A 17,729-nucleotide genomic window follows, 5' to 3' on the forward strand; every position below is an offset into this window, starting at 1 on the left:
GGCTGAAGCCCGCCCTACGCCACCTCTCCCCAACAGGTAGGCCGGGCTTAAGCCCGGCTCTGCCCAGGACATCTGTGTGCCACAATGACCGATCCCATCGCCACCCGCGCCGCAAAGGCCACGCCCCCCCGCGTTGCCCGCCAGATCAAAGGGCTGAGTGACCGCGCCATCGCCTGGATCTTTGTGGCGCCGACCATCTTCCTGCTGCTGGCGATCAACATCTTTCCGCTGATCTGGACGATCCAGCTCAGCTTTACCAACTACAAAGCCAACCGGCTCAACCGCGAGCCCGAGTTCATTGGCTTGCGCAACTACGAACGCATCCTGACCGACAGCGATATCTGGCTGAATATGCAGGCCACCGCGCATTTCCTGTTCTGGACCATCGCGCTTCAGGTGCTGATCGGGTTTGCGTTGGCTTGGCTGATCCACCGCAATTTCAAAGGTTCCAATTTTTGGACCACCGTGATCGTGCTGCCGATGATGCTGTCCCCGGCGGTGGTGGGCAACTTCTGGAAATTCCTCTACCAGCCGCAGATTGGCCTGTTTAACTACATCGTCACCTTCTTTACCCGCGCGGAGCCTTCCAGTTTCGAGATGCTCGGCTCCGTCCAGCTGGCACCTTGGTCCATCGTCATCGTCGACACGTGGATGTGGACGCCGTTTGTGATGCTGATCTGTCTGGCCGGGCTGCGCTCCATCCCCGACTACATCTACGAGGCAGCCGAGATCGACCGCGCCTCCAAACTCCGGCAGTTCTTTACCATCACCGTGCCCATGGTTCTGCCATTCCTGATGCTCGCCGTCCTCTTCCGTGGCATCGAGAATTTCAAGATGTTCGACCTCGTGGTGCAACTGACCGGTGGCGGACCGGGCTCAACAACCGAACTCACCTCAATCAACCTAAAACGCGAGGCGTTCGAAAAGTGGCGAACCGGCTATGCCAGCGCCTACGCCATCATCCTCTTTGTCACGGTGTTTGGCCTCGCCAGCATCTACGTCAAGGCGCTCAACAAGGTGAAAGAACGATGACCCGATCCATCCTTCATCTTGCCCCAGAAACGCTTGAGGCAGCGCGTCAGCGCGGGGGGGGCACCATTGGAACGCTATTGGTCCGAGAGATAATGGCGACAGCTGCCCTCCGGACCCCGAATCCGCAAATGGACCACAGATCATGAGCGCCCATTCCATCACCGAACCCTCCGGTCGCTCCAAATGGGTCGCAGGCACGTTGGTCATCACCTACGCGCTGATTACGATGATCCCGCTGGCGTGGATCATGCTGACCGGGTTCAAATCACCCGCTGACGCGATCAGCTATCCGCCCAAAGTCGTGTTCGAACCCACGCTCGAAGGGTACGTGAACCTGTTTACCACCCGGACACGGCAGACCGACGACTTCCTCGCCGCGAACCCACCCGAAAACTGGGCGGACGAGATCGTGCGCCAATACGACATGGTCATCGTCGGCCCCTCGAAATTCGGCGAACGGTTCTTCAACTCGGTGATCATCGGCTTTGGCTCAACCTTTCTCAGCATCTTTTTGGGCACTCTCGCCGCCTATGCGTTCAGCAGGTTCAAAATTCCACTCGCCGACGACCTGCTGTTTTTCATCCTCAGTACGCGGATGATGCCCCCCATCGCTGTCGCCATCCCCATCTTCCTGATGTACCGCAACCTCGGTCTGTCGGACACGCATCTGGGCATGATCCTGCTCTATACGGCGGTGAACATCTCCCTCGCTGTCTGGTTGCTCAAAGGGTTCATCGACGAAATCCCGCGCGAGTACGAAGAGGCCGCGTTGATCGACGGCTACACCCGGTTTCAGGCCTTCTACAAGGTCGTGCTGCCACAGGCCGCTACTGGCATCGCTTCCACCGCGATCTTCTGCCTGATCTTTGCGTGGAACGAATATGCTTTTGCCGTCCTGCTGACCTCGGCCACCGCGCAAACGGCGCCGCCGTTCATTCCGACCATCATCGGCGTCGGTGGCCTTGACTGGCCCGCGGTCGCGGCAGGGGCCACGATCTTCCTGCTGCCCGTGATGATCTTCACCATCCTGCTGCGCAAGCACCTGCTGCGCGGGATCACCTTCGGAGCTGTACGCAAATGATGTCCTTCATTACTGGCCTGATGCGCCTGCACCGCGGCCCATGGGAGATGCTGGCAACCATCATCATCGCCCTAGGCGTGGTTATGCTCATGCAGCCATTTGTGATGTGGGCCTACACCTATTCCTTCATCACAACGCTCGTGGGCACGGTCATGTTCATCGTGGTCAGCCATTTTCCGGAAGGGGACTAAACATGCTGGAACAAGCCTGCCCCATTTTACCCGCCCGCGACTTTGCGACCACCCGGACGTTCTACGAAAGCTGGGGATTCGTGTCGTGGTACGACGACGGAAACTACATGCTGACAAATCGGGACAAAATCGAACTGCATTTCTTTCACCACGCCAATCACCGGCCTCAGGACAGCACGCACGGCGCCTATATCCGCCCCACGGATGTGGACGCGGTGTCGGACCTTTTGGCCGGGCTGAACCTACCGGCAGACACGGGCTTTCCCCGGTTCCAGCCTGCGGAAAACAAACCCTGGGGAATGCGCGAGGCAACGCTCTGGGATCCCGACGGCAACCTTCTCAGGATCGGAGAAAATATTCCAAATGGCTGAGATCGTTATCAAAAACGTCCGCAAGGAATTCGGCGATTTTGTCGCTGTGCGCGAGTCGTCCTTTACCGTCGAGGACGGCGAGTTTTTCATGCTTCTGGGTCCTTCGGGCTGCGGTAAAACCACAACCTTGCGCATGATTGCGGGGCTTGAGTTGCCCACCAGCGGAGAGATCTACCTCGACGGCGAAGAGATCGGGCAGCGCCCGCCCTCCGAACGCGATATCGCCTTCGTGTTCCAGATGTTCGCGCTCTACCCGCATATGAACGTCTACCGGAACTTGTCTTACCCGCTGGTCAGTCAGGGGATGCCGCGCGCGCAGGTGCGCGCCAAAGTGGACGAGGTCGCAACGATCCTCGGCATCAAGGACATCCTGAAAAAGCCCGTGGGTGGTCTGTCGGGCGGCGACCGGCAACGGGTTGCGCTTGGGCGTGCCATCGTCCGGGAACCCAAGGCGTTCATGATGGACGAACCGCTGGGCGCGCTGGATGCAGAATTCCGCGAACACATGGCCGAAGAACTGCGTGCGCTGCACGACCGGATGGGGGCCACCACCGTATACGTGACCCACGACCAGCTTGAGGCCATGCAAATGGGCGACAAGATCGTCGTGATGAACAATGCGGTTGTCGAGCAATTCGGCACCCCGCAAGAGATTTACGACAAGCCAGCGACCATGTTCGTCGCCAATTTCATCGGCTCGCCGTCGATGAATTTTCTCAACTTTCAGGGACAAGTGGCGGCAGGCTCGAACAGCGTGATGCTTGAGGGCACGGAATTGGGCGTGCCGGTTTTGCGCGATGGCGCATCTGGAGAGTTGGTGTTTGGAGTGCGGCCTGAACATATTACCCTAAACGATACGGGTGCGTATCGCGGTAAGGTGATCGCGACCGAATACCTTGGCACCACCCAGATCGTGACCCTGAATACACCCAACGGTGATCTCAAGGCGCGCATCGCCTCCGATCAGCCTGCAACTGTCGGCGAGACTGTCGGCATGGACTTCAATCCGGGGACGATCACGCTTTTTGATCGCGGCACGGGCCATGCGCTGCGCTCCGCCCTGAACGAAGGAGTGCTGGCCCATGGCTGAGGTCATATTGTCAAACGTCTCCAAGGCGTTCCGCAAGACGCAAGCCGTCACCGACATGGATCTGACCGTGCCGGACGGGGCGTTTGTCGTGCTGCTTGGCCCCACCGGCGCGGGCAAGACAACAACGCTGCGCCTGATCGCCGGGCTGGAAAAGGCCGACACCGGCACCATTCAGATCGGTGGTCGTGATGTGAGCGTCGAAACTCCCGCCCAGCGCGACGTGGCGATGGTGTTTCAGCAATACTCGCTCTATCCGCACATGTCCGTGCGCGACAATCTCGCTTTTCCGCTGCGCTCACCGATCCTCAAAACCGCCGAAGACGAGATCGCGCGCAAGGTCGCCGAAGTGGCCGAGGTTCTGCATATCCCGCACAAGCTCGACAACAAGGCAACAGAACTTTCGGGCGGCGAGATGCAGCGGGTGTCGATCGGGCGCGCCTTGGTACGTGATCCGGCGATTTACCTGATGGACGAACCGCTCAGTTCGTTGGACGCAAAACTCCGCGCCGATCTGCGGATTGAATTGAAACGCATCCACGCCGAACTCGCTGCGACCCTGCTTTATGTCACCCACGACCAGATTGAGGCCATGACCATGGCCACCCATGTGGGCGTGCTGGACGAGGGGCGGCTGGTGCAATTCGGCACGCCGCGCGAGATCTATGAAAACCCGTCGTCGGCCTATGTCGCCGCGCGCCTCGGTCAGCCACGGATCAATCTGTTGCCCACCGGCCTCTTTGGCGAGGATGCGCCCCAAGGCGCGGCGCAGATCGGCCTGCGCCCCGAACATATCGCGATGGACGGCGGTGCGCCCGCACATGTCGCACGGGTTGAACATCTGGGTGACCAGACCCGGCTGCACCTCAAATTCAAGGATCACGACGTGATCACCCTCACCGATCCGCACACCTCGCTGGAACAGGGCGAGACCATCCATATCGCACCGCGCAACCCGCTGTTTTTCGACGCAAACGGCGCGCGCGTCGCTTGAAGAAAGGACCCCGACCCATGGCACAATTCGTGAATGCAAAGGACGATCTGGTCAAAGAAGCCATCGATGGTGTCCTCGCGGCCTCGGGCGGCGCATTGGCGCGGCTGGACGGGTATCCGCATATCAAGGTGGTCTACCGCACCAACTGGGACCGCTCCAACGTCGCCCTGATTTCAGGCGGCGGATCGGGGCATGAACCGGCACATGCGGGTTTTGTCGGCCCCGGTATGTTGACGGCGGCGGTCTGTGGAGAGGTCTTCGCGTCCCCATCGGTTGAGGCCGTTCTGGCAAGCATCCTCGCAGTCACAGGCGAGGCGGGCTGCCTGCTGATCGTCAAAAACTACACTGGCGACAGGCTCAATTTTGGCCTCGCTGCTGAACGCGCGCGCGCACTGGGACGCCGCGTCGAGATGGTCGTGGTGGACGATGACATCGCCCTGCCCCATCTGCCACAGCCGCGCGGTGTCGCTGGCACGCTGTTTGTCCACAAGATCGCAGGCACATTGGCCGAGGCGGGCTGCACCCTCGAACACGTTGCCAACACAGCCCGGCGTATCATCGGCAGCGTCGCCTCCATCGGCAAGAGCCTCGACACCTGCACAATCCCCGGCTCCCCCAAAGAGGATCGCATCCCGGCGGGCAAGGCGGAACTCGGTCTCGGCATTCATGGTGAACCCGGCGTGGAACAAGTCGATTTCGAGGGCGCGGCGCAGGCGATGTCTGTCGTGATGGACAAGCTGAAACCGCATATTGGTGACAAATACTGCGTCGCACTGCTGAACAACCTCGGCTCCACAACCCCGCTTGAAATGTCGGTTCTGACCCATGCACTGGCCGAGACCGGCGTGGTCACCCACATCATTGGGCCCGCCCCGATGATGACATCCCTCGACATGCACGGCTTTTCTGTCTCCGTTCTGCCCGTCGACGTCGATGACCTCAAAGCGCTGACAAGCCCTGTTCCCATGCCCGCATGGCCCGGCGTGCAAGCCTTGGGGGAGGTGACGGTAACCCCGTTGCCCGACGGCCTCACCCCAATCGCGCCGATCCCGTCCGCCAATGACAGGACACGCGCCACAATCCTGCATGTGGCGGAGCTGCTGATCAAAGCCGAAGATGCGCTGAATGCGCTCGACGCCAAATCCGGCGATGGCGACACCGGCAGCACGCTTGCCACAGCGGCGCGCGCGTTGCGTGACAGCATAGACGACATGCCACTGGCCGATCTGACACAGCTGTTCCCGGCACTGGGCAATGCGCTGAGCCAGACCATGGGCGGCTCGTCTGGCGTGATCCTTGCCATCTACTTCAACGCGGCAGGCGACGCCTGCGCCAGCGGCGCAACTGTGGAGCAAGCGCTGGCCATCGGGCTGCAACGGGTCAGCGACGTGGGCGGAGCCAAGGTGGGCGACCGCACAATGATTGATGCCTTGTCACCTGCACTGGTGGCCCTGCCGAATGGTCTGCACGCCGCTGCGACTGCGGCCCGCGCCGGTGCCGATGCCACGGCCGCGATCCACACCGCCAAAGCGGGTCGGGCCGCATACGTGCCGTCGGACAATCTCAAGGGCCATAACGATCCCGGCGCAGAGGCTGTCGCCCTTCTTTTCGAAGGCCTTGCCGGACATATGGAAGGATAACCCGCACGTGCCCGAAGGCGATCTGTCTCCCCCCACTGGCAAGCCGACGATCAATGATCTGGCCCGCGTGGCTGGCGTGTCGCTGGCCACTGTCGACCGGGTGTTGAACGGTCGTCCGGGGGTACGCAGGACGACCATCGAAAAGGTCAACAAAGCGATCGCCGATCTGGGTTACATCCGCGACACCGCAGCGGCAAATCTGGCACGGCGGCGGGTGTACCGGCTTTTGTTCATATTGCCGGACGCGGCGAACGAATTTGTCGATGCGCTGGCGGCACAGGTCGATGTCCAAGGCGCGCAGCTGTCACACCAGCGCACGACACTGGCCGCCCGCAGCGTGCCGCCCTTCGATCCGCAAGCGATTGTGGACATGCTGGACGGATTGTCACCGGATGAGACTGACGGGGTCGCCGTGTTTGGGCCAGAAACACCTGCGGTCCGCGACGCGGTGAACCGCGCGCGAGCGCGGGGCATTGCCGTTGTGTCCTTGGTGGCCGACCTGCCCAGTTCGGAACGCGATCATTTCGTGGGCATCGACAATTATGCGGCGGGTCGAACCGCCGCCCGCCTGATGGGTCGCTTCATTCACGAACCGGGTCCGGTGCTGGTCATCACAGGCTCGCGGCTGGCACGCGATCATCTGGAACGGCGGGCAGGATTTGACGCGGTGATGACGACCGATTTCCCACATCTGGAGGTGCTGCCGTCGGTCGAGGGTCGCGATGACCCGGACCTGATCCAGCAATTGCTGCCCGACATCCTGCGCGCCGTTCCACAGGTGCGTGGCATCTATTCATCGGCGGCGGGCAATGCGGGCCTGTTGCGCTGCCTCGAACGCGAGGGGCGCCGCGGCGATCTGGTGGTCATCGCGCATGAGTTAACACCAGTGTCCCGCCGCGCCCTGACAACTGGCGTCTTCGACGCCGTCATATCACAGAATGCGGGCCACCTCGTGCGCTCAGCCGTGCGCCTGCTCAAGGCAACGGCGGACCGGGTGCCCTTTGACGAGACCCAAGAGCGCATCCGCATCGACATTTATCTGCAAGACAACATGCCGCCCGAATAGCAGCGGCGAGGGAGGACAGATCATGAAGACCATCAAGGGACCCGCGCTGTTTCTGGCGCAGTTCGCAGGTGACGAAGCCCCGTTCAACAGCTGGGATGCGATCACGAAATGGGCCGCCGATTGCGGCTACAAGGGCGTGCAAGTGCCCAGTTGGGACGGTCGTCTGTTCGACGTGATGAAGGCCGCCGGATCACAGGACTACTGCGACGACTTCCTTGGCACCGCGCGCGCAAACGGGGTCGAGGTGACCGAGCTGTCCACACATTTGCAGGGCCAATTGGTCGCCGTGCACCCCGCATATGACACCGCCTTTGACGGCTTTGCTGCCCCCGAAGTGCGCGGCAACCCGCAGGCGCGGCAGGAATGGGCGGTCGAGCAGGTCAAATACGCCATCTCGGCCTCGTCCCGCATGGGGATCGGGGCGCACGCGACCTTTTCCGGCGCGCTTGCATGGCCCTATATCTACCCGTGGCCGCAGCGTCCGGCGGGTCTGGTGGAGACCGCATTCGACGAGCTGGCCGCACGCTGGCGTCCCATTCTGGACCACGCCGAGGAAATGGGCGTGGATGTCTGCTACGAAATTCATCCGGGCGAAGACCTTCATGATGGCGCCACCTTTGAAATGTTCCTTGAGCGGGTGGACAATCACCCACGCTGCAACATGCTCTATGATCCGAGCCATTACGTGCTGCAATGCCTCGATTATCTCGACAATATCGACATCTACCGCGACCGCATCCGCATGTTCCACGTCAAGGACGCCGAATTCAATCCGACGGGCCGGCAGGGTGTCTATGGGGGCTACCAGCCTTGGGTGGACCGGGCGGGTCGGTTCCGGTCACTGGGTGACGGGCAGGTGGATTTCGGGGCGGTGTTTTCCAAAATGGCAGCCAATGATTTCGATGGCTGGGCCGTGGTGGAATGGGAGTGCTGCCTCAAGCATCCCGAGGACGGCGCGCGGGAAGGAGCGCAGTTTGTGTCGGACCATATCATCCGCGTGACCGAGCGTGCCTTTGACGATTTTGCCGATGGCGGCACGGATGAGGCTGCAAACCGCAAGATGTTGGGTATCGACTGACGGCGCCGGAGGCAGCCGCAGGATTTGAGTATTTGGAAAGAGAAGAAGCAGGGGATGGCGCGCCACCCCGCAGGAGGGATTGAAGGATGAGCCGGATCAGATTGGGGATGGTGGGCGGTGGGAACGACGCCTTTATCGGAGCGGTGCACCGGATCGCTTCACGAATCGACGATCGGTTCGAACTGGTGGCGGGCGCGTTGAGTTCCACACCGGAGAAGGCGCAGGCCAGTGGCGCCGCGCTTGGGCTGCCGCGCGTCTATGACGACTTTAAGCAGATGGCGATCCGCGAGGCCCGGTTGAAGACCGGGATCGAGGCCGTCAGTATCGTGACGCCCAACCACGTGCATTATGCAGCGGCGCGCGAGTTTCTGAAGCGCGGCATTCACGTGATCTGCGACAAGCCGCTGACCTCGACGCTGGCGGACGCAAAAAGGATGGTGAAAGCTGCCGAAGCATCGGACGCATTGTTCATCCTGACCCATAATTACACGGGCTACCCGATGGTCCGGCAGGCCCGTGAAATGGTTGCAGGCGGCCAGATCGGCGCGGTGCGCGTTGTTCAGGTCGAGTATCCGCAGGATTGGCTGTCGGTGGAGCAGGACTTTAAACAGGCGGAATGGCGCACCGATCCGGCGCGATCCGGTGTCGGCGGGTCCACCGGGGACATCGGCACACACGCGTTCAATCTGGCCTGTTTCGTGACGGGTCTGGAGGTCGAGAGCCTCGCCGCCGATTTGCAGGCCTTTGTCCCCGGGCGGCAGGTCGATGACAACGCCCATGTCATGCTGCGCTTTGCCGGTGGGGCGCGGGGTATGTTGTGGTCGTCTCAGGTGGCGCCGGGCAATGAAAACGCGCTGCGCCTTCGGGTTTATGGCGAAACAGGCGGCTTGGAATGGGCGCAGGAGGATCCGAATTACCTGTGGCATACGCCCTTCGGAGAACCAAAACGGCTGATCACGCGCGGTGGCGCGGGCGCGGGCGACGCCGCAGGACGCATCAGCCGGACCCCGCCCGGCCATCCAGAGGGTTACCTTGAAGGGTTTGCCAATATCTACAGCGAGGCGGCTGAAGCGATTGTGGCTGCGCGCACCGGTGCCACTGTGCCGGACGACGTAATTTATCCTACGGTCCATGACGGGCTGAAAGGCGTGCAATTTGTATCGGCTTGCGTGAAATCATCGCAGCGCGATGCCGCTTGGGTCAGGTTGGATCACTGATGTATCTCGGCCTTGATCTCGGCACCTCCGGTGTCAAAGCGCTGCTGATCGGTGAAGATCAGGCGGTGATCGGCAGTGCAACTGCGCCGCTCGAAGTGACACGCCCGCATCCCGGCTGGTCCGAACAGGACCCGTACAGCTGGATCAGCGCGACCGAAGCGGCGCTGCGGCAACTGGCCGGGGCCTATGACCTCAGCGGTGTGCGGGGGATTGGCCTGTCCGGGCAGATGCATGGGGCGACCCTGTTGGATGGCGCCGACGCGGTTCTGCGGCCCTGCATTCTGTGGAATGACACCCGCAGCGCCGATGAGGCTGCCGCCATGGACGCCAACCCGATCTTTCGGGCGCAGACAGGCAACATTGTCTTTCCCGGTTTCACCGCGCCCAAGCTCGCTTGGGTCAAGGCGCATGAGCCCGACATTTTTGCCAAGACCGCGCGCGTGCTGCTGCCCAAGGATTACCTCCGTTTGTGGCTCACGGGTGAGCCGGTGTCGGAGATGTCGGATGCCGCCGGTACAAGCTGGCTGGACGTCGGTGCGCGGGACTGGTCAGACGATCTGCTGGCCGCCACGGATATGGGCCGCGAACACATGCCGCGGCTGGTCGAAGGGTCACAGCCATCAGGGCAATTGCGCGACGGGGTTGCGACGCCGTTCGGGATGCGGGCCGGCATCCCCGTGGCGGGGGGCGCGGGCGACAATGCCGCCTCGGCAGTGGGTGTCGGCGTGGCTCGGCCCGGCGAAGGTTTCGTGTCGCTGGGCACATCTGGGGTGCTGTTTGCGGCCACCGATGGGTATGCACCGGACCCGGCCACGGCGTTGCACACATTTTGCCACGCGTTGCCGGGACAGTGGCACCAGATGGGCGTGATCCTTGCCGCAACGGATGCGCTGGCGTGGTACGGGCGGATGGTGGGCGCGGACCCCGCCACCCTGACCGCAGAGCTAGGTGATGCACAGGGCCCCGGACGCACATTGTTCCTGCCCTATCTCGGCGGCGAACGAACGCCCCACAATGATGCGCGCGTGCGCGGTGCCTTTATCGGCCTTGCGCATGAAACCGACAGGGCCGCAGGCACACGCGCGGTGCTTGAGGCGCTGGCCTTTGCCTTCCGCGACACCCAAGCGGCGATGACAGCCACAGGCACCCCGCTGAACAGCCTGATCGCTGTGGGAGGCGGGGCGGCATCGTCCTACTGGTTGCAAACGATCGCGACAGTGCTCGGCCTGCCCGTCTCGGTCCCGGCCCAAGGCGATTACGGGGCCGCCTATGGGGCCGCGCGCCTTGGCCTCATGGCCGCAGGCGACGGCGGACCGGAGAGCGCCACGCCACCAGACATCGCCCATACCTACGTGCCCGATACGACACTCGGCGCCGCGTTCGACGACGCCTATGCGCGCTACCGCGCCACGTACCAAGCTCTCAAGGATATCTCATGACCGACTTCTTCAACGGCATCGCGCCGGTTCAATTCGAGGGGACCGACAGCACGTCTGACCTCGCCTATCGCCACTACGACGCAGACGAGATCGTGATGGGCAAGCGGATGGAAGACCACATGCGCTTTGCCGTGGCGTGGTGGCACAGCTTTGCTTGGCCCGGAGGCGATCCGTTTGGCGGACAGACCTTTGACCGACCGTGGTTTGGCGGCACGATGGATCTGGCCCGGATGAAGGCAGACGTCGCCTTTGACCTGTTCGACATCCTTGGCCAGCCGTTTTTCTGTTTCCACGACTATGACATCCGCCCCGAAGGCAGCACCTTTGCCGAGAGCACCCGGAATTTCGAAGAGATCGTCGACTATATCGGCGACAAGATGTCAGCAGGCGGTCCGAGACTGCTGTGGGGCACGGCCAACCTGTTCACGGAACGGCGGTTCATGTCGGGGGCCGCGACAAACCCCGATCCGGAGGTTTTTGCCTGTGCCGGTGCGACCGTGAAATCTTGCATGGACGCCACGCACAGGCTCGGCGGGCAGAACTACGTGCTTTGGGGTGGTCGCGAAGGGTACGAGACGCTCCTGAACACCGATCTCAAGCGTGAGCGGGACAATGCGGGCCGGTTCTTGCAAATGGTTGTCGAGTACAAGCACAAGATCGGCTTTGAAGGTGCCATCCTTGTCGAACCGAAACCGCAGGAACCGTCCAAACACCAATATGATTACGACGTGGCAACGGTCTATGGCTTTCTCAAGGAATTCGGCCTTGAACGTGAGGTAAAGATGAACCTCGAACAGGGCCATGCGATCCTTGCCGGGCATTCGTTTGAACATGAACTGGCGATGGCGGCGTCTCTGGGCATCTTTGGGTCCATCGACATGAACCGCAATGACTACCAATCCGGCTGGGACACGGATCAGTTCCCCAACAACGTGCCCGAAGTGGCGCTGGCCTATTACGAGGTGCTGCGCGCTGGCGGATTTACCACCGGTGGAACCAATTTCGACGCGAAACTGCGGCGACAATCGCTCGACCCGGTGGACCTTGTGGCCGCCCATGTGGGCGCGATGGACATTTGTGCCCGCGGGTTAAAGGCGGCCGCAGCGATGCTGGAGGACGGCACGCTCGAACAGGCGCGGGCAGCGCGTTACGCCGGATGGGACAGTCAAGACGCCAAGACTATGCTGGCAGGCGGGCTTGACGGGTGTTTTGACATAGCGATGCAAGACGGGTTCGCCCCGGCACCACGTTCCGGCCAGCAGGAGCGGTTGGAAAACATCGTTAACAGATACGTTTAGCGCGGGTCCTGTGGCATCAGCCGCGTCACCAGCGAAACAAGAAGGCCCGTGCTGATGCCAAAGGTCAACAGCCCGGTGATGGAGGCAAAGCTCGCAAACACCCGCAGGCCCGGCCCAAGGATCAGGTCGCCATATCCCAGCGTCGTGTAGGTGGCGATGGCAAAGTAAAAGCTCTCGGGAAAATCCGAGAACGCTGCAACGCCATAAAGCACAAAGGCCCACGCCCAGATTTGCAAGGTGTGGGCCACAACGACCGCAACCACACCATAGGACAGCAAGACGGCGTTGCGCACGACATTCGTGTGGCGCCGCATCGCACGGCCAATAATCGCCAGAAACGGCAGGCTGCCCACCACGACGAACACGTGCAGCAGCGCGCAGATGGTCAGCAGCAATGAGCCAAGGGCGATCTGGGCAAAGAGAGTCACGATATGTCCGGCGCAGTTGGTGGCATTCACAGAGGAGAACACAGCGAACGCACCGAAATGACAAGGCGAGCGTTCAGAATACTCTGTGCCTGCCACCGTTGCCGTGGGTCGCTGCGCATTCGGTTTTGCGGCGGTCGTTGCACTTGACGCATCACCACCTGTGCAGCCCGTTTGTCCAATCCCGCGTAAGCTGATCCTGAACGATGGAGCGTTCCCTCGGACAGTTGCACAAGAACCCTGTATCGGCGCTGACCGGCCCATATTTGTGCCCGGGAATGATCCCGAAGGACGGCCCCAGACGGGCCCGCCGATCAGGCCACCGGATCACGCCGTCAGCATCTCGCGCGTTATGGAAATGTCGGGATTGGCACCAAAGTCCTGCGAACGCCAATCCGTCATAAACCGCGACCCATCCGCGAACATCGCGGTAATGCGGTAGTCCAGCACCCGGCCCGTGCTTGACAACGCCTGATCAAACGGCAGCGCAAGCCGCACGATCTGCGCCTCAAAGAACCCGGTATCAGCGCGTGGGTTCATGACAACGGCCAACGGTTCCTGACCCGGCAACGATGCCTCGATCGTCAGCGACTGAAGGCCTGTACCGCCAAACACCGCCCCCTGTTCCAGCGCTGTGGTAAAGATGACCGAAGTGACCAGTTCATCCACATTGATGCGTTTTGGGTCAAGTGGGACAACCTCTGGGTAGAGGACCTGCGACGCCGCCGTCCATGCACCGGGTTCAAGACCGTCAGGCTGGGCCTGTTCCATTGCCCCCGGCTCCAGATCGACAGGCGGCGACAGATTGAGCGTCTGTACCGCGCCAAAGGACTTGGGTCGCACAAGGCCCGTGACCCGTTGGGGATGCCCACACAGATCGGTCAGAACAGCGCCACCTGAGGTCATTTCAGTCCGAAGTGTCGGGCCGGATGTCCGTGTCAGCCCAATCAGCAGGGACACCCGCGCCGACCGCGCGTCAGGGATGCCAAAGGCCAACTGCCCGCCAATGACCTGATTGCGCCGGGTCAGCGTGTCGAACACCGCCTTGGCGAACCCAAGCTTGTTGGTGGTCAGCGTCAGCAACACCGTGCGCCCATCAATGATCGGCTGGCTCGCCTCTGTCAGCGGGTCACCCCATGACAGATCCGGCAGGGTCCCAAGATCAGTGGGATAGCGCAGCTTGGGTGCAGGTGGCGTATCGGTGGCAAAGAGGGTCTGCCGCAGATGCGCCTCAAGGGCCGCACGCAGCACGACCTCTTCATCCGGTTGCACCTCCGGCACCAGACCGATGGTCACGCGCACAACGGAATTTTCAGGGATCATCGGGTCGCTGATCACCTCTGCGAACAGCTGAAGCGCGCCCGTCTCCGGCTCGCGCCCCAGCACGTAGACATCGGGCACAACGATGTAGACACCAACATCGACCAGCGATGCAAAGATGGTCAGCCGCGTGGCCAGCGCAGGGGGCAGACCCAGTTTGAACCCATCCAGTTCTTCCAGTTCGCGAATAGCACCGTGCGCGGACCAAGGCGGGCGGGTGATCCGGATGTCGCGACGTGTGACGGGGTCTGTCATCACAAACAGCCGGTCCTTGTCTGACCCGCGAAAGTCCAGCATGTGAACGATGTCCGTCACCATGCGCTGCTTGGCATAGACAATCGTGTCCAGTTTGGGCGCGCGCGCAACTTTGGCCGCACCCAGATGGGCAGCGCGTATGCGTGCGGCGCGGTCTTTCAGGATGTTGAACCGCTTAGCCTTTGGCGAAATAGCGATGGGCTCGACACCCTCCCGCGCAATGCGCCTGCTGGCCGAAATGTCAGCCCGCCGGACCCGTCCACCAAAGAGCTTGGCCAGCCGCCCCACGTGGAAAAAACCCGGATCGTTTGCTGTGTCGCCGTCACCATCTGCCACCGCTTCAGGCTCCGGGGCGGGTTGTTCAATCGCTTCGTAGGCGACGTGGTCGGACAGGAATTGCACTCGCGCCTCATCGGTTTCGCGCAGCAGTTTCCAAGCCAGCGATATCGCATCGCCTGTGATGTTGAATGTGACGGACCCCTTGTCACCCGCCACCCGCCCTTGCAGTTCCATCACCTGCCGACCCTCGGGGCTTTGGTAGGGCAGTTTCAGCGTGGCTTCGCGCAGCACCATCGGGATGTCCCGGAATTCCAGTCGCGGGTCACGTTTCAACGCCAGTGCGATCTGCCGTTCGGTGGCGGCAAGGCGGACCAGCCGTACGGGCAGGGTCAAATCTGCGGCCCACATGTCGGTGCCGTCTATGGCGGTGCCGGACTTGCGGGCGCGGAACACGGGTTCCGCACTGTCGGCGGGGTTTGGCACTTCAAAGGCGCGCTTGACCCAACGCAGGTTCGGATCGCCCCGATCGCGGAGGATCATACCCCCGGACGCAGTCAGGATTGGACCATTTTCCACCCTGTCCGTGCCAAGCAGAGCAAGGCCAGGGTCAATCTGGATCGATTTGAGAATGGGGTGGCGGATTTCTGACATGACGAAATGCGCGCCCGTGGACGACACCGCCCGCGTTTCTTCCCGGTCCGACACATCCACATTGGCCATCGCCCCGCGCAAGCTGCCGGGGTTCAGTTGGAACCGGTGCGCCGGAATGATCCGGCCATCTTCGATCCGTGTGGAACTGCTGCGCGCATTCAGTTGATTGAGCAAAGCGCTGAACAGGGTGTCATCGGGCATATCGGCCTCCGTCACACGCGCCGCCGCAACGCCGGGCGGCGCGCAGGGTCCGTCAGGACAGGTATTGATCCAGCTTTTCGCCCAGATCGTCAGGCGGCTCGGGGATTTCGACCGTCAGCGGGCCATTGCCGCTGCCGTTCATCCACGCGCTTTCCCAACGGACAGCCTTTTGGCCAAATCGTTTGCCTTTGACCGTGGCCTCGACCATGTACTGGTAGTCCTCCACGTCATCGGGCGAGGCATACCAGACCTTGTAAAACCGGTTCGCGGTGAGGGTCGATCCGTTGAAACGATAGACTTTTTCGCCGAACCGCGCTGTGCGCACGCGCACCAAAACGTCGATCTGCTTGTCCTCTTCGGGGATCGTCATATCCAGCGCAATCGGCCCCACCAGCAATTGTCCCGCGCTTTCAGCACGGATGTCGATGGTGGGCACGCTTTCTTCGTACTCCTCGACCACTTCGTTCACCGCCACATCCGGGCTTTCCTTGAAGTTGATCGTTTTACGCACCCAGAAATTTTCGCTGTCGTCGCCGCGATCCCCATGGCGGGTAAAATCAAAGACAAAGCGCGCATCCTTGTTGCCCGGCACCCAGATGGCTGGCAGCGTGGTGGTCGACATCTCCTGATCGGTTGGACCGTCGAGCACGCGACCTGAGTTCTTCCAGTTGATCTGGCCATTGCTGTCGGGATAACCGACCTGCACCTTGAGCGAATGAATGGGATCGCCCACCTCGTTCTCGGGCCAGTTGGCGATGGCCGAACTGATGACGTGCAACTTGCGAAACCCTTCTTCGAGAAAGACTTCGGTAAAGTAGCGATCAAGCGCCTCTTCATCAGCCTTGATTTCGTCAAAGACGCCTTCCATCTGCGATGAGATCACTTCGGAGCGGACAACCTGTTCTTCTATGGTCTTGGTGAATTCGAACGTGCCTTCGAACACGTCTTTGCGGTTCTTGACCGCAAAGCTCACACCGACCTTGAACTTTTCGATGATGGAGATCAGACCAAACAGCTTGCCTTTCTTGGTCTTCTCGCCCGGATCAATTTTGTGCGACGCCGCTTCAATTTGATCTTCGAGTGTGGTGCCCGCCTTGGTCAGCTTTTCGGTGACCATGGTCATGATGGTGGTGATGATCGTGTCGGCGGCCATGTCGAGCTTTTCGCGCTCCTTCATGTCCACCCCGGCACCGACTTCGATATCGACCGTGACCGCCCCGTTTTCAATCAGCTTGTTGACCTCGTGCGAGGCCGAGGCGTTGAACCACGACCACTGCACGCCGCCACTGGCGGAGAAATGTGTGCGGATGCGCTCCCAATCGCCAGTGACTGTCAGCTTGTAGGGAACCGTCCAGACATCGTAGGAGATGTGGTTTTCGAGCGTCAGCGGAGACGTCCCCGACTTGGCCGCGCTCCACACCAGTTCGATGGGGCGACGCCCCATCATCACGGTGAACGCGTTGGTGGCCATGACGTTCAGCGTCGCCTCGCCTGCGCCTTGGATCTCAAATGCCCAGGCGTCCGGGTTGTCGGTGATTTCACCATCCGCCCCCACATCCGAATTCTTGTAGTTCAGCGAATGCACGACGGTGTTGTTGGACCGAAGGGCGACGGGTGCTGGCATGGCCACGATCGGCGTATTCTTCTGCCAGAAATAGTGCTTGTTCTGCGTCAGTTGCAGGTCTTCCTTGACCAGATCAAACGCCTGCTGGATCACGCCGGGTGGCGGCGCAAGGGTGGCCGTGAAATTCATCACCCCGCCTGCCAGCTCTGAGTACCCGTCTTCGCCAATGTTCTTCGACGGGTCCATGATACCGGAAAACCGCTGTACCCCGAATATAAAGGTCTGGTCAGAATGCCGCGCCAGCCGGTTGGTTTGCGGCAGGAAATAGTAGTGCTGTGGCTTGCCCGCCTCGCGCAGTTCAGGATTGTTCTTGTCCGGCAGAAACACGATCTCGTGCTTGCCGCCATCGTCATCTTCAACCACGCGGGACATCACGTGCCCCACAAATGCCGGACCAGCAGCGCGCGCCGCGCGGCCCGCCATTTTCGATTGCAATGTTGTCTTTTTCGCCATGATGAAAATCCCCCCTATCGGAAAATG

15 protein-coding genes are annotated in these 17,729 nt (G+C 61.4%); 12 read left to right on the forward strand and 3 right to left on the reverse strand.

Annotated features, from left to right (window positions below; genetic code table 11):
- Positions 1–84 precede the first annotated feature (84 nt).
- From Q1A85_RS12920 to xylA, 12 genes are all read left to right on the forward strand, one after another.
- Positions 85–1,032: a sugar ABC transporter permease gene (locus tag Q1A85_RS12920; RefSeq protein WP_299689693.1), complete on the forward strand. Its 948-nt coding sequence runs from the start codon at positions 85–87 to the stop codon at positions 1,030–1,032.
- A 142-nt stretch (positions 1,033–1,174) separates the two neighbouring features.
- Complete coding sequence (locus Q1A85_RS12925) at positions 1,175–2,113, forward strand: carbohydrate ABC transporter permease (protein ID WP_299689695.1); 939 nt, start codon at positions 1,175–1,177, stop codon at positions 2,111–2,113.
- On the forward strand, positions 2,110–2,304 hold the full coding sequence (locus Q1A85_RS12930) for a hypothetical protein (protein WP_299689697.1): 195 nt from the start codon (positions 2,110–2,112) through the stop codon (positions 2,302–2,304). Before Q1A85_RS12925 ends, Q1A85_RS12930 begins: the two co-directional genes overlap by 4 nt.
- Positions 2,305–2,306: 2 nt before the next feature.
- Entirely contained in the window at positions 2,307–2,675 is a 369-nt protein-coding gene (locus Q1A85_RS12935) for a VOC family protein (protein ID WP_299689700.1), read from the forward strand.
- Positions 2,668–3,765, forward strand: a complete 1,098-nt coding sequence (locus tag Q1A85_RS12940; protein WP_299689703.1) for an ABC transporter ATP-binding protein — start codon at positions 2,668–2,670, stop codon at positions 3,763–3,765. Before Q1A85_RS12935 ends, Q1A85_RS12940 begins: the two co-directional genes overlap by 8 nt.
- Positions 3,758–4,756 carry an ABC transporter ATP-binding protein gene (locus Q1A85_RS12945; RefSeq protein ID WP_299689705.1) on the forward strand — a complete coding sequence of 333 codons (999 nt, stop codon included), beginning with the start codon at positions 3,758–3,760 and terminating at the stop codon, positions 4,754–4,756. Before Q1A85_RS12940 ends, Q1A85_RS12945 begins: the two co-directional genes overlap by 8 nt.
- Before the next feature lie 17 nt (positions 4,757–4,773).
- Positions 4,774–6,396 (forward strand): dihydroxyacetone kinase subunit DhaK, encoded by a 1,623-nt coding sequence (locus tag Q1A85_RS12950; RefSeq protein WP_299689707.1) that lies wholly within the window; start codon positions 4,774–4,776, stop codon positions 6,394–6,396.
- A 7-nt stretch (positions 6,397–6,403) separates the two neighbouring features.
- The gene (locus Q1A85_RS12955) at positions 6,404–7,462 is read left to right on the forward strand and encodes a LacI family DNA-binding transcriptional regulator (RefSeq protein ID WP_299689709.1); all 1,059 of its coding nucleotides are present in this window, start codon (positions 6,404–6,406) and stop codon (positions 7,460–7,462) included.
- Between the two features lie 22 nt (positions 7,463–7,484).
- Positions 7,485–8,540 carry a sugar phosphate isomerase/epimerase gene (locus Q1A85_RS12960; protein WP_299689711.1) on the forward strand — a complete coding sequence of 352 codons (1,056 nt, stop codon included), beginning with the start codon at positions 7,485–7,487 and terminating at the stop codon, positions 8,538–8,540.
- A gap of 86 nt (positions 8,541–8,626) precedes the next feature.
- Positions 8,627–9,757 (forward strand): Gfo/Idh/MocA family oxidoreductase, encoded by a 1,131-nt coding sequence (locus tag Q1A85_RS12965; protein WP_299689713.1) that lies wholly within the window; start codon positions 8,627–8,629, stop codon positions 9,755–9,757.
- A complete protein-coding gene (gene xylB / locus Q1A85_RS12970) occupies positions 9,757–11,196 on the forward strand; it encodes a xylulokinase (RefSeq protein WP_299689715.1) in 1,440 nt (479 codons plus the stop codon). Before Q1A85_RS12965 ends, xylB begins: the two co-directional genes overlap by 1 nt.
- On the forward strand, positions 11,193–12,494 hold the full coding sequence (gene xylA / locus Q1A85_RS12975; RefSeq protein WP_299689717.1) for a xylose isomerase: 1,302 nt from the start codon (positions 11,193–11,195) through the stop codon (positions 12,492–12,494). The genes xylB and xylA overlap by 4 nt, the downstream gene beginning before the upstream one ends.
- On the opposite strand, the gene Q1A85_RS12980 is transcribed toward xylA, so the two are convergent.
- The 3 genes from Q1A85_RS12980 to Q1A85_RS12990 all read right to left on the reverse strand — a co-directional run bounded on the left by Q1A85_RS12980 (position 12,491) and on the right by Q1A85_RS12990 (position 17,702).
- Complete coding sequence (locus Q1A85_RS12980; protein WP_299689719.1) at positions 12,491–12,964, reverse strand: potassium channel family protein; 474 nt, start codon at positions 12,962–12,964, stop codon at positions 12,491–12,493. The genes xylA and Q1A85_RS12980 overlap by 4 nt on opposite strands.
- 282 nt (positions 12,965–13,246) lie before the next feature.
- Positions 13,247–15,625, reverse strand: a complete 2,379-nt coding sequence (locus tag Q1A85_RS12985; protein WP_299689721.1) for a hypothetical protein — start codon at positions 15,623–15,625, stop codon at positions 13,247–13,249.
- 52 nt (positions 15,626–15,677) lie between these two features.
- A complete protein-coding gene (locus Q1A85_RS12990) occupies positions 15,678–17,702 on the reverse strand; it encodes a hypothetical protein (RefSeq protein WP_299689723.1) in 2,025 nt (674 codons plus the stop codon).
- Positions 17,703–17,729: the final 27 nt, after the last annotated feature.

The organism is uncultured Tateyamaria sp., from assembly GCF_947503385.1.
In the GTDB taxonomy this organism is placed as follows: Bacteria; Pseudomonadota; Alphaproteobacteria; order Rhodobacterales; family Rhodobacteraceae; genus Tateyamaria.

What these genes read in the sequence shown, in the direction of transcription:
- Q1A85_RS12960 (WP_299689711.1), top strand. Translation starts at nt 7,485, where the DNA reads ATGAAGACCATCAAGGGACCCGCGCTGTTTCTGGCGCAGTTCGCAGGT.
- Q1A85_RS12920 (WP_299689693.1), top strand. Translation starts at nt 85, where the DNA reads ATGACCGATCCCATCGCCACCCGCGCCGCAAAGGCCACGCCCCCCCGC.
- Q1A85_RS12940 (WP_299689703.1), top strand. Translation starts at nt 2,668, where the DNA reads ATGGCTGAGATCGTTATCAAAAACGTCCGCAAGGAATTCGGCGATTTT.
- Q1A85_RS12925 (WP_299689695.1), top strand. Translation starts at nt 1,175, where the DNA reads ATGAGCGCCCATTCCATCACCGAACCCTCCGGTCGCTCCAAATGGGTC.
- Q1A85_RS12950 (WP_299689707.1), top strand. Translation starts at nt 4,774, where the DNA reads ATGGCACAATTCGTGAATGCAAAGGACGATCTGGTCAAAGAAGCCATC.
- Q1A85_RS12985 (WP_299689721.1), bottom strand. Translation starts at nt 15,625, where the DNA reads ATGCCCGATGACACCCTGTTCAGCGCTTTGCTCAATCAACTGAATGCG.
- Q1A85_RS12935 (WP_299689700.1), top strand. Translation starts at nt 2,307, where the DNA reads ATGCTGGAACAAGCCTGCCCCATTTTACCCGCCCGCGACTTTGCGACC.
- Q1A85_RS12965 (WP_299689713.1), top strand. Translation starts at nt 8,627, where the DNA reads ATGAGCCGGATCAGATTGGGGATGGTGGGCGGTGGGAACGACGCCTTT.
- xylA (WP_299689717.1), top strand. Translation starts at nt 11,193, where the DNA reads ATGACCGACTTCTTCAACGGCATCGCGCCGGTTCAATTCGAGGGGACC.
- Q1A85_RS12990 (WP_299689723.1), bottom strand. Translation starts at nt 17,702, where the DNA reads ATGGCGAAAAAGACAACATTGCAATCGAAAATGGCGGGCCGCGCGGCG.
- Q1A85_RS12930 (WP_299689697.1), top strand. Translation starts at nt 2,110, where the DNA reads ATGATGTCCTTCATTACTGGCCTGATGCGCCTGCACCGCGGCCCATGG.
- Q1A85_RS12945 (WP_299689705.1), top strand. Translation starts at nt 3,758, where the DNA reads ATGGCTGAGGTCATATTGTCAAACGTCTCCAAGGCGTTCCGCAAGACG.
- xylB (WP_299689715.1), top strand. Translation starts at nt 9,757, where the DNA reads ATGTATCTCGGCCTTGATCTCGGCACCTCCGGTGTCAAAGCGCTGCTG.